Raw genomic sequence first — 10,964 nt, forward strand, 5'->3', positions numbered from 1 at the left:
ATTGCCCCCTGCCGGTTGGGGAGGTGGCGCACCTATGGTGTATCGTCTCCCCACGTCATTTAAGCCGCCAGGCTGACCACCAGGTTGATGGTGGTGGCCAGGATGCCGGTGCCAAAAAGGAAAGCCAGCAGGCTGTGGCGCAAGACTGCCGAGCGCATTTCGCGCGTGGTGATGCTGGTGTCCGAGACCTGGTAGGTCATGCCCACGCTGAATGCCATGTAGGCGACGTCCGTGTATTGCGGGCGGTCGTCCTGGTTGAATTCGATACCGCCGGGTGTGCCGCTGTAATAGATCATGGCGTAGTGCAGCGTGTAAAGCGTATGGACCATCAACCACGACATCGCGGTGCAGGTCAGTGCCAACAGCGCCAACGGCAATCTGGCGCCTACAGCAAGGTCCCTGCTGCCGGCCATCACCATCACGACCGCGGCCAGGGAACCGATGGCCGCGAAGAGGATCAGCAGGTCCGTGGTCTGGAAACCCGGGTCTTCCTCCTGTGCGTGGGTCGCGGTGCGGGCATGGTCCATGGGGGCAATGGTGATCCACACCCAGGCGTTGTAAATCAGCGCGGCGACTGTCCAGCCAACAGCCGGAGCATAAACCCAGGCTCCCAGGAGGCCGGTCAGTGCCGTGGCGGCGACCCCGCCGGCGAGCATGCCCAGAACGCGCAACCTGCGATGCCTGGCGCGCTGCGACAACGTGCTTTTCATGAACCGATCCAACCATGTTCGGGGCGCACTGGCATACGTTGGGCCGCTGCTCGTAAGCGGTGGCCAAGCATGGGACTTTACGATTACGGGGGGCCTAAGCGTAAAGTCCTGGGCAAACGCCGGAAAACCTTGCGATCAGGCGGGGTCGCCCATCTTGCGGCCTTGAGGTGCCAGAACGGATCCTTCGGTGTTCCCCGTGGCCGTGGACGCAAAGCCTGGGGACGCCGGGGACTGCCAGACTCGGCCGTTGTGCTCGGCAATGCGTCTTGCCGGACGCTGAAGTGCCGCCGAGTCCAGCGCGTCATTATCAATATGACGCGATGATGACGCAAGCAGCCGAAAATCGAAGCTTCACAATCGGTCTTGTGACACTGCGTGAAGCGATTCATCCTCAAACTCGACCCATTGCGTCGGTTTGTTTCACCGCGGGGTCCATCTCCTTGGTCATATCGAAGATCCTGCAACACACTTGAAGTGTTCGAAGCCGGCAACCAGCCGCTTGCGGGCACACACCATCCAGAGCGACTGAGAGACCTGGCTCGTTGACGTCGCAGCAACCACTCCCGTCACGGGGAGCCGGTGCTACCGCCAGGACCGATGGAGATAGCCAAACTCTGCGCGGTCCACCGAATACCGTCATGCCACACGCGGTATCCGATGGACCAGCCATGTCGCGGCGTTCCTCGGGTGAACCGAGAGGGAAATACTCATGGGCAACACCAACCCACCGGCCAAGCGACGTATTCGCGCCAGCCTCAGCGTCAAGATCCTTACGGTCCTTTCCGTCGCCACCCTTGCACTGAGCGCGTGCGGGGCCGGAGCCCCGACAACGGGCAACGCGGCCGGCCCGGTCAGCACCAAGCCGGTCCAGGGAGGAACCTTCGTCTATGCGGAGGTCACCCCGATCAACAACTGGCAGACCCAAGCCGCACGCTTCTACGAGAAGTCCAACGTCCTCAACAGCGTGCTGGACCGCCTGACCTATTTCGACACGGAATCGGGAAAGCTCGTGGGCTGGATCGCCTCCGACTTCGAGGCAAACAAGGACCAGACGGAAATCACCTTCACCATCCGGGACGGCGTGACGTTCTCCGACGGAACTCCGCTCGATGCCAAGGCCGTGAAGGAAAACCTCGACGCGCTCGGGTTGGGAATCAAGGACGCGCAGGTCGCACCGAACGTCGACTTCTCCTCCTACAAGTCCTCCGAAGTGGTGGGCAAGAACCAGGTCAAGGTCACGCTCAAGGCAGCGGACGCCAACTTCCTGCGGGCCACTTCCTCGGTCACCGCGGGCCTGGTTTCCCCGGCAACGCTGAAGCTGGACAACGCCGGACAGTCGGCGATCGCCAAGATCGTCGGATCCGGCCCGTTCGTCTTTGAATCCGAGAAGACCGACGAGGAAGTCACCTTCGCCAAGCGCGCCGACTACAAGTGGGCGCCGGAAACGGCCCCCAACCAGGGCGCCGCATACCTGGACAAGCTCGTGGTGAAGTACCTGCCCGAGGTCGCCCACCGGGCCGGCGCCGTGCAAACCGGCCAGGTCGACCTGGTGCGCGGACTCCAGCCCGTGGACGAGCAGGCGCTCAAGAGCAGCGGCGACCAGGTCCTTCCGGCCCAGGGCGTCGACCTGACAACCAACATGGCAGCGGTGCGCATCAGCAGCGGCAAGCTCGCCGATGCCAAGGTGCGCCAAGCGCTCCAGGTCGGAATCGACCGCCAGTCCATCAAGGACACCGTGCTTTCCGACAGCTACGTCATCGCCGACTCGGTCCTGAACCACGCGGCACCCGGATTCATCGACCTGTCCGCGGACCTGGCCTACAACCCGGAAAAGTCCGAGGCCCTGCTCGAGGAGGCAGGCTGGGTCGTGGGAGCCGACGGTTTCCGCGAGAAGGACGGCAAGAAGCTGGAACTCACCATCACCAGCTCGAACAACTCCGTCGTCATCAAGCCTGCCTTCGAATTGATCGAGCAGCAGTGGCGCGAAATCGGCGTCAAGCTCATCAACCGCGCCGCCGACAACACATTCTTGGCCACGGCCATGATCGATAAGAACATCGAGTTCTTCGGAACCCGCCAGTTTGCCTACGGCGGACTGGGCCCGGTCTTCGGGCCGGCCAACAACACCCAGACGCTGAACGCCGACACCGAGCTCAACGCACTCTTCGCCAAGGAACGTGCCGCCACCAGCGAATCGGAGCACAAGGAACTGGTCGCCGAGGAACAGCGCCAGCTGGTCACCGAAAAGGCCCTGTCCCTCGTCCTGTGGGACGAAGTCCAGGTCTACGGCGGCAACTCCGACGCACACGTCGAATTCACCTCCGGCACCGCCCCGATCTTCCAGGGCGCCTGGAAGACCGGAAAGTAGCCAACCATGGCCGCATACATCGCGCGACGCATCGGACAAGCCTTGCTCGTCATTTGGCTTGCCTACACCTTGGTCTTCCTGGCCGTGCAGCTGCTTCCCAATGACCCGGTAACGATTTTCCTTTCAGCCGATGCTGCGGCCGACCCGGCAACCATTGCCGCCATGAAGGCGCAGTACGGCTACGACCAGCCGTTGATCGTGCAGTACTTCAACCAACTGGTCGGCCTCTTCACCGGGGACTTCGGATACTCGCTGGCCTCGGGCCAACCGGTCGGCGAACGCATCGGCGCCGTCGTCGGCTCGACGCTGGTGCTGGCCTCCAGCGCCTTCGTCACCGCGGTCATCTTCGCGGTGGCGCTGGTCGCGGCGGCCACATTGGCACGCAACACGTGGCTGAAGCGGGTGGTGCTCAACCTGCCGCCGCTCTTCGCCGCGGTCCCGGTGTTCTGGCTGGGCCTGGTGCTGTTGCAGGTGCTGTCCATCAAGTTGGGAATCATGTCGCTGTTCCCGGACGGGTCCTTCGCCTCGATCGCCGTTCCGGTGCTCGTGCTGGCCATCCACGTCTCCGCCCCGATCGCCCAGGTGCTGCTCAAGAGCGTGGACAACGTGCACGCCCAGCCGTTCATCGACGTGCTGCGCGCCAAGGGTGCCTCGCCGTCGTGGATCTTCTTCCGCCACACCCTGAAGAACGCCGCGGCCCCGGCCATGACCATCAGCGGGATCACCGTGGGAACGCTGCTGGCCGGATCCGTCATCACCGAGACGGTGTTCGCCCGCTCGGGCCTGGGCCAGGTCGTGCTGCAGTCGGTCACGGCGCAGGACGTTGCCCTGGTCCAGGGACTCGTGCTGCTCACGGCCACGGCATTCGTCGTGGTGAACCTGGTGGTCGACCTGCTTTACCCGCTGCTGGATCCGCGGATCCTCAAGAGTGGAACGCACGGGGCACCGCGCGCACTTGTGGCCTAGGAACGAACGGAGAACACCATGAGCATCAAACTAGACGAACCGTTGACCCGGGCCGAGGTCCAGGACAACGTCCCGGCCGTTGCACCCCTCAAGGTGGACGCGGCTGCCGCGCCGAAGAAGAAGGCCGGCGCCCTTCTTTCCCCCGCCTTCTGGCTCACCTGCGCACCGCTGGCCATGGTCCTGGGCTGGGCGCTGTTTCCGGCGCTGTTCAGCGGATTCGACCCCATCAGCGGAGTGCCCGCACAGAAGTTCCAGGCACCCGGTGCCGAACACTGGTTCGGCACCGACCACCTGGGCCGGGACGTGTTTGCCCGGGTGGTCCATGGAACCAGCCAGACCCTGCTGACCGCGGGACTGGCCGTGTCCATCGGGCTCGTGGTGGGAACCGGCCTGGGCCTGTTGGCCGCCACCGCGGGACGTGCCGCCGACGCCGTGACCATGCGCCTGATCGACGTGCTGCTGGCCGTTCCGGGCTTCCTGGTTTCGCTGATCATCGTCACGGCCTTCGCGCCGGGCCCGATCTCCCTGGGCATCGGCGTGGGCATCGCCTCCATCGCGTCCTTCGCCCGCGTCGTCCGCTCGGAGGTGCTGCGCGTGCGCAGCCTCGACTACGTGGAGGCCGCGTTCATGAACGGCGGGACCTACTGGTCGGTGGTCTTCAAGCACATCCTGCCCAATTCCTGCGGCCCGGTCCTGGCCCTGCTGGCCGTGGACCTCGGGGTGGCCATCCTGGCAATCTCCGGGCTCGGCTTCCTGGGGTTCGGGTCCCCGCCACCGACCCCCGAATGGGGCCTGCTCATCGCCGAGGGACGCCAATACCTTGCCTCGGCCTGGTGGCTCACGACCCTTCCGGGCGTGGTCATCGTCGCGGTGGTCATCCTGCTTGCGGGAATCGGCCGCCAGCTCCACAAGATCTTCCGTTTCTAGCCAGGAGAACAGCATGAGCACCATCGACTCGGCACCCGCATTGCTGGATATCCGTGGGCTAAGCATCACCTACGGCCACGGCGACGAAGCAGTCATCGCCGCGGAGAACATCGACCTCGCACTCCAGCCCGGGGAAATCGTTGCCCTGGTCGGCGAATCCGGTTCGGGCAAGTCCACCCTGTCCAAGGCCATCATCGGCTTGCTTCCCGAATCCGCAAGGATCCTGGACGGCAACATCGACCTGGCCGGCGCAAACCTCCTCGACATGGCGGCCAAGGAGCTGGAATCGATCCGCGGCCGGCGCATCGGCATGGTCCCGCAGGATCCCGGCGCTTCCCTGGACCCGGTGAAGACCGTGGGATCCCAGATCTCCGAGGTCTTCCGCCTGCACCCGCAGGGCCCCAAGCGCTCCAAGGCGCAGCTGCGCGCCGAAGTCATCCGGCTGCTGGAGCTGGTTGGGATCGACACCCCGGAACAGCGCATCGGCCAGTACCCGCACGAGCTTTCGGGCGGGCTGAAGCAGCGGGTGCTCATTGCCATCGCCTTCGCGCTGGAGCCCGAACTGCTGATTGCCGACGAGCCCACCTCCGCACTGGACGTCACGGTCCAGCAGACGATCCTTGAGGTCTTCACCAAGCTGGCGCGCGAGCTCGGGACCGCTGTCATCTTCGTGACCCACGACCTCGCCGTGGCCACGGACATCGCCGACCGCATCGTGGTCATGCAGCACGGCCGGATCCGCGAGGACCGCCCGGTGCGTGAGATCCTGCGGGCGCCCGAAGACCCGTACACCCGGATGCTGCTCACCGAGGCCACCGCCTCGGGCGACGATTCACGAACCACCGCCGATGCCCGCGGCATCGAGGTCCCGGCCATCGAGGTGGCGGGCCTGGGCAAGATCTTTGGCAGCGGGAAAACCGAACGCGCGGCCGTGGACGAGGTCTCGTTCGTGGTGCGCCCCGGCACGACCTTCTCCCTGGTGGGCGAGTCCGGGTCCGGAAAGTCCACGACCGCGCGGATGATCATGAGGCTGTTGGAACCCAGTGCAGGCACCGTGAAGATCCACGGGCAGGACGTCACCCACGTGCGCGGGGCCGCCAAGCGCGAACTCTGGCGCAGCCTGCAGCTGGTGTACCAAAACCCGGATTCGGCCCTGGACCCGCGCTACTCGGTGTCCCGGATCATCAGCGAGCCGCTTGAGAACTACAAGGTCGGCAGCAAGGCCGAACGCAAGATCCGGGTGGCCGAGCTGCTGGACGCGGTCAACCTGCCCGGCCGCATGGCCGCATTGGGTGCCAAGGAGCTCTCCGGCGGGCAGCGCCAACGCGTGGCCATTGCCCGGGCGCTGGCCCTGGGGGCCAAGACGCTGGTGCTGGACGAGGCCCTTTCCGCGCTCGACGTCCTGACCCAGGCGCAGATCCTGGCGCTCCTGGAGGACCTCCAGGTCAACCAAGGCCTGTCCTACCTCTTTATTTCCCACGACCTGCACGTGGTCGAACGCATTTCCCACGATGTGGGAGTCATGCGCCAAGGCCGGCTGGTCGAGGTCGGGGCGGCAGCACAGGTCCTGAACAATCCCGCCAGTGAATACACCAGGCTCCTGCTTGATTCGAACCCCGGGGCGCTGCTGCGCGAGATGGCAACGAATTAGTCCTTGGACAACATTTTCTTGAAACTCATGGATGCAAAGGAAGACAAATGAGTGCAACGTACGTGAAGGAACGAACAGAAGAAGCCCGCTACGCGGAGCTGAGCGCGCGCTTTGCCCCGGTGTTTGAGCGCATCGCCGAAGGCGCCGTGGAGCGCGAAAACAACCACGTGTTGCCCTTTGAGCCCGTGAAATGGCTCAAGGAAGCGGGCTTCACCACGCTTCGGGTCCCGGCCGCGTACGGCGGGGAACCCGTCAGCCACGAGCACCTCTTCCGGCTGATCGTGGAACTTTCCGCGGCCGACTCCAACGTCGGGCATCTGTTGCGCTCGCACTTCTCCTTCGTTGAAACCATTGCCCTGCAGCCCGAGGAATTCCGGCTCCGTTGGTTCCCGCGGGTGCTTGCCGGCGAGATCTTCGGCAATGCGGCCACCGAAAAGGGCGGCAACGCCCTGGGTACGACCAACACCAAGCTCCGCGAGGAAAACGGCCAGTGGCTGCTCAACGGGGAAAAGTACTACACGACCGGGTCGATCTTCGCCGACTGGGTCGTGGTCATGGCCAGCACCGAAGGCGTCGAGGGCCGCCAATACGCCATCGTGCGCGCCGACGACGCCAAGGTCAGGATAATTGACGACTGGGATGGCTTCGGCCAGCCCCTGACGGGAACCGGCACCGCGATCTTTGACGACGTCGTGGTCGAATTCGACGACATCATCGCGCGCAAGGTTTCCTCCACGCTCGAGCCCGCGTTCTTCCAGCTCGCACTGCTCAGCGTGCTGGCAGGCATCGGCCGCGCCGCGCTCACCGACGCTGCCGACCTGGTGCGCAACCGCACCCGAACCTTCAACACCGGTTCCGGGGACCTGTTCCGCAACGACCCGCTGATCCAGGAAAAGGTCGGCCGCATCGCCGCGACCGTCTACGCGGCCGACGCGATCGTCTTCGCCGCGGCCCGCGACCTTGACGCCGCGGTCGACACCTCGCTGGGCCTGGACCCGACCGCAGCCTTCATCCGCGCGGAGCTCGCCGTGCAGCAGGCGCACGTGAGCGTCCCGAAACTGGTGCTGGATGCAACCAGCGAACTGTTCGACGTCACCGGTGCTTCCTCGGTGTCGCGCGGCAAGTCCCTGGACCGGCACTGGCGCAACGCCCGCACCGTCGCGACCCACAACCCGGTCGCCTTCAAGGCGCGCTCGGTGGGCGACTACTACATCAACGGCACCATTCCCACCGGGCTGCACTCCATCGGGGACGCCAAGGATTCGAAATCGGAGAACAAGTAAATGGGTACCTTTGACGCGCGTCCACGGCTGCTGCTGAGCGCCTTCCTGATGAACACCCCGAGCCACATCCTCGGGGGCCAATGGCGCCACCCGGCGGCCCAGCAGCACCGCTTCAACGAGCTGAAGCTGTGGGCCGACCTGGCCAAGCAGCTCGAGGACGCGAAGTTCGACAACATGTTCTTCGCCGACGTCGTGGGGCTGTACGGCAACCACGAGGGCGGGTGGGCCTCGATGGTCCGCAAGGGCATGCAGGTTCCCGCGCACGACCCGCTGGTGCTGCTCTCGGCGCTCGCCGCGACCACCAGCGAGATCGGCCTGGCGATGACCAGCTCGGTGGTGCAGGCCTCGCCGTTCCAGTTCGCACGCCAGCTCTCCACCCTCGACCACATCTCCAACGGACGCGTCGCGTGGAACATCGTGACCAGCGTGCTGGAGAACTCGCACCGCAACTTCGGCGCCGCGGGCCTGGCCGCCCACGACGACCGGTACGACTGGGCCGACGAATACGTCGAGGCCACCTACAAATTGTGGGAGGGCTCTTGGGAAGACGACGCGCTTCTTGCCGACAAGGAATCGGGACTCTTTGCCGACCCGGCCAAGGTCAACAAGATCCACCACCAGGGCAAGCGCTACTCCATCGAGGGCCCGCACACGGCCCTGCCAAGCCCGCAGCGCACCCCGTTCCTGTTCCAGGCGGGTTCCTCCGCGCGCGGCAAGCAGTTCGCCGCCCAGCACGCTGAAGCGACCTTCCTCTTTGCCCCGCACCCGGAGTACGTGGCCAAGCAGGTGGGCGAGATCCGCGAGCTCGAGGCCGCTGCCGGCCGAGCCAAGGGAGACGTGAAGGTCTTTGCGGGACTGTCCTTCGTGGTCGGCAGCACCGAGGAGGAAGCCAAGCGCAAGGAAGCCGAGTACGACGAGTACCTGGACCTCGATGCCATCGTTGCCCACATCGGCGGCGGCATCGGGATCGACCTGGGCGGCCTGGACCTGGACACCCCGTTGGGCGATGTCCAGACCGAGGGGGCCCGCGGCGTCCTGGAGGCGGCCATCGCCTCGGTGCCCGGAGGCAAGCCCACCATCGGCGACCTGGCGCGCTACCGTGCCAAGGCCCAGCAGATCTCCGGCACCCCGGAACAGATCGTGGACGAGATCGAACGCTGGCAAGACGCCGGCATGGACGGGCTCAACATCATGAACCAGATCCTGCCCGGCTCCTACACCGACTTCATCGACGGCATCCTGCCCGAGCTGCACAAGCGTGGCCTGGCCCAGACCGAGTACGCCCCGGGAACCCTGCGCGAGAAGGTCTTCGGGCGCGGTGCCCGCCTCGAGGATTCCCACCCGGCGGCGAAATTCCGCGGCGCCTTCACGGAGCACTCGGCAGCGAACACCGAGCAGGCACTGGAGCGCTCGCTCTAGACCGCATCGGGCGGTCCCAGGGATGCGGGGAGCCGGAAGGGCACTTGCCCTTTTGGTTCCCCTGTGGCGCCTTGGCGACGCATCGGCTTTGGGCCAAGACCCAGAATGTGGCGGTAACGTTGGGGCTATGAGCAACGAAGTTGGCCAACGCCATGTCAACGACCCGGCCGTGGTTCGACGGCTCCTTCAAACCCCCGCGCGCTGGGCGGTGGTCGGATTGACCAACAACCCGCGCCGCGTCGCACCAGGGGTCTCGTATTTTCTGCAGGAGCAATTGGGCATGGAAATCATCCCGGTTTCCCTGAGCGGCGAGGAAGTCCTGGGCAACACCGGATACAAGCGGTTGGCGGACATTCCCGGGCACATCGATGTCGTTGACTGCTTCGTGAATTCGCAAAAAGTCGGCGACATCGTTGACCAGGCGATCGCCGTCGGAGCGGATGCGCTTTGGCTGCAACTCGGTGTCGTCGATGAAGCGGCAGCCGCACGTGCCAAGGCAGCCGGGCTCGACGTCGTGATGAATACCTGCCCCAAGATCGAGTATTCATACCCCTGAATTCGACCGGAAATAGATATTCCATTGATTGTAGTAGACGTGGATCACATTGTGTGATTAGAATGTCGGCAGCACAAGCAACACAAAATTGGGTGCTGGGGACCCAATAAATACTGGGGGAAGTTCGAACTTGGGGTTTGAACTTATCTAACGGATCGGCTGGGGCCGTTCCGTAAACGGTGCTTATTGCCTGGTTGTCGCGCCCCTTGGGGTAATTGGGGTAACTAAAGTGCTCGGCAAAATTGGGGACAATGCTGCACGGATTCCAAAGGGTCATCGCGCGATGCGCAGGGGCTCTTTTTTGGCTGCGATTTGGAGGAACGGCGTCGTCCGTTCAACCGTTGGCGCCAGTGCGACGACGGCGCTCGTTGCGACGATGATGTTTGGCGGCGGTGGATTTAATCCCGCCGTGGCCGCGCCAGCCGACAAACCGGACACCGCCGTGGAGCAGCAACTGCTCGACGCGGCGAAGGACGGCGAAACGACGCTCGAATCGGACGCGTCGAAGAAAGAATCCCTGGCCGCTGCCACGGACGAGAAAACCGCTGAAGCACCTTCTGAGGGCACCGAACCGCCCGCGGCCGCGAAAGTTGCCGAACCGCAGGAGTCGGCGGCCCCCAAGTCCGAAGCTCCCGTGACAAAGAACCCCGTCGAGACGAAGAAGTCGGCGGCCCCTGCCACCGAAGCTCCCAATAAGACAGAAACGAAGACCAGCGACCCCTTGGCGAAAACCGCTGACCCCAAGGCCGCACCCCTTGCGGAAGAACCGGTCACTCCGTCGGCTCTTGGTACCTGTGGTCCCAATGCGGGCACGGGAAGTCTTGGCAAGATGGAGCAAAGGTCGGAAGTGACCGATTGGATGACTGGCAACCTTGCCGAAGGGCTTTTTGAAGGTGGATTCGTCCAGTACAGAGTCATGATGAGTGACTTGAGCCTTGGAGAGAACGAATTTGTCTTTAGGTACCAAGTCAGGGATGGCGAAAGATGGGGGTTTGACTACGCAAGTCGCTTCTCCATGGATGGCGGAAACAACATCAGGACCAGGGTTGTGGAAGGTTCCGGCTCTGCCCGCGAAGATACCGTG

9 protein-coding genes and 1 riboswitch are annotated in these 10,964 nt (G+C 64.3%); of the genes, 7 read left to right on the forward strand and 2 right to left on the reverse strand.

Annotated features, from left to right (window positions below; genetic code table 11):
* Positions 1 to 59 precede the first annotated feature (59 nt).
* The gene (locus tag FPY90_RS15535; RefSeq protein ID WP_498681947.1) at positions 60 to 710 is read right to left on the reverse strand and encodes a DUF1345 domain-containing protein; all 651 of its coding nucleotides are present in this window, start codon (positions 708 to 710) and stop codon (positions 60 to 62) included.
* Between the two features lie 509 nt (positions 711 to 1,219).
* Positions 1,220 to 1,314: riboswitch (SAM riboswitch) on the forward strand.
* A 105-nt stretch (positions 1,315 to 1,419) separates the two neighbouring features.
* On the opposite strand from FPY90_RS15535, the gene FPY90_RS15540 reads away from it, so the two are divergent.
* The 7 genes from FPY90_RS15540 (at position 1,420) to FPY90_RS15570 (ending at position 9,880) form a co-directional block, all read left to right on the forward strand.
* The gene (locus tag FPY90_RS15540; RefSeq protein WP_498681949.1) at positions 1,420 to 3,078 is read left to right on the forward strand and encodes an ABC transporter substrate-binding protein; all 1,659 of its coding nucleotides are present in this window, start codon (positions 1,420 to 1,422) and stop codon (positions 3,076 to 3,078) included.
* Positions 3,079 to 3,084: 6 nt separating this feature from the next.
* On the forward strand, positions 3,085 to 4,044 hold the full coding sequence (locus tag FPY90_RS15545) for an ABC transporter permease (protein WP_498681951.1): 960 nt from the start codon (positions 3,085 to 3,087) through the stop codon (positions 4,042 to 4,044).
* Between the two features lie 18 nt (positions 4,045 to 4,062).
* Positions 4,063 to 4,971, forward strand: a complete 909-nt coding sequence (locus FPY90_RS15550) for an ABC transporter permease (RefSeq protein WP_498681953.1) — start codon at positions 4,063 to 4,065, stop codon at positions 4,969 to 4,971.
* A gap of 13 nt (positions 4,972 to 4,984) precedes the next feature.
* Positions 4,985 to 6,622 (forward strand): dipeptide ABC transporter ATP-binding protein, encoded by a 1,638-nt coding sequence (locus tag FPY90_RS15555; RefSeq protein ID WP_498681955.1) that lies wholly within the window; start codon positions 4,985 to 4,987, stop codon positions 6,620 to 6,622.
* A gap of 47 nt (positions 6,623 to 6,669) precedes the next feature.
* Positions 6,670 to 7,905: an acyl-CoA dehydrogenase family protein gene (locus FPY90_RS15560; RefSeq protein ID WP_071214680.1), complete on the forward strand. Its 1,236-nt coding sequence runs from the start codon at positions 6,670 to 6,672 to the stop codon at positions 7,903 to 7,905.
* On the forward strand, positions 7,906 to 9,324 hold the full coding sequence (locus FPY90_RS15565) for an NtaA/DmoA family FMN-dependent monooxygenase (protein ID WP_071214681.1): 1,419 nt from the start codon (positions 7,906 to 7,908) through the stop codon (positions 9,322 to 9,324).
* Between the two features lie 127 nt (positions 9,325 to 9,451).
* Positions 9,452 to 9,880, forward strand: a complete 429-nt coding sequence (locus FPY90_RS15570; protein WP_498681958.1) for a CoA-binding protein — start codon at positions 9,452 to 9,454, stop codon at positions 9,878 to 9,880.
* Between the two features lie 273 nt (positions 9,881 to 10,153).
* Here FPY90_RS15570 and FPY90_RS15575 read toward each other — a convergent pair whose 3' ends face one another.
* Positions 10,154 to 10,624, reverse strand: coding sequence for a hypothetical protein (locus FPY90_RS15575; RefSeq protein WP_498681960.1), 471 nt, complete (start codon positions 10,622 to 10,624; stop codon positions 10,154 to 10,156).
* Positions 10,625 to 10,964: the final 340 nt, after the last annotated feature.

Source organism: Arthrobacter sp. C2, assembly GCA_024207135.1.
Lineage (GTDB): Bacteria > Actinomycetota > Actinomycetes > Actinomycetales > Micrococcaceae > Paeniglutamicibacter.

Excerpts from the sequence above, each read along its gene's own strand:
- FPY90_RS15535 (WP_498681947.1), bottom strand. The coding sequence starts at position 710 with ATGAAAAGCACGTTGTCGCAGCGCGCCAGGCATCGCAGGTTGCGCGTT.
- FPY90_RS15540 (WP_498681949.1), top strand. The coding sequence starts at position 1,420 with ATGGGCAACACCAACCCACCGGCCAAGCGACGTATTCGCGCCAGCCTC.
- FPY90_RS15545 (WP_498681951.1), top strand. The coding sequence starts at position 3,085 with ATGGCCGCATACATCGCGCGACGCATCGGACAAGCCTTGCTCGTCATT.
- FPY90_RS15550 (WP_498681953.1), top strand. The coding sequence starts at position 4,063 with ATGAGCATCAAACTAGACGAACCGTTGACCCGGGCCGAGGTCCAGGAC.
- FPY90_RS15555 (WP_498681955.1), top strand. The coding sequence starts at position 4,985 with ATGAGCACCATCGACTCGGCACCCGCATTGCTGGATATCCGTGGGCTA.
- FPY90_RS15560 (WP_071214680.1), top strand. The coding sequence starts at position 6,670 with ATGAGTGCAACGTACGTGAAGGAACGAACAGAAGAAGCCCGCTACGCG.
- FPY90_RS15565 (WP_071214681.1), top strand. The coding sequence starts at position 7,906 with ATGGGTACCTTTGACGCGCGTCCACGGCTGCTGCTGAGCGCCTTCCTG.
- FPY90_RS15570 (WP_498681958.1), top strand. The coding sequence starts at position 9,452 with ATGAGCAACGAAGTTGGCCAACGCCATGTCAACGACCCGGCCGTGGTT.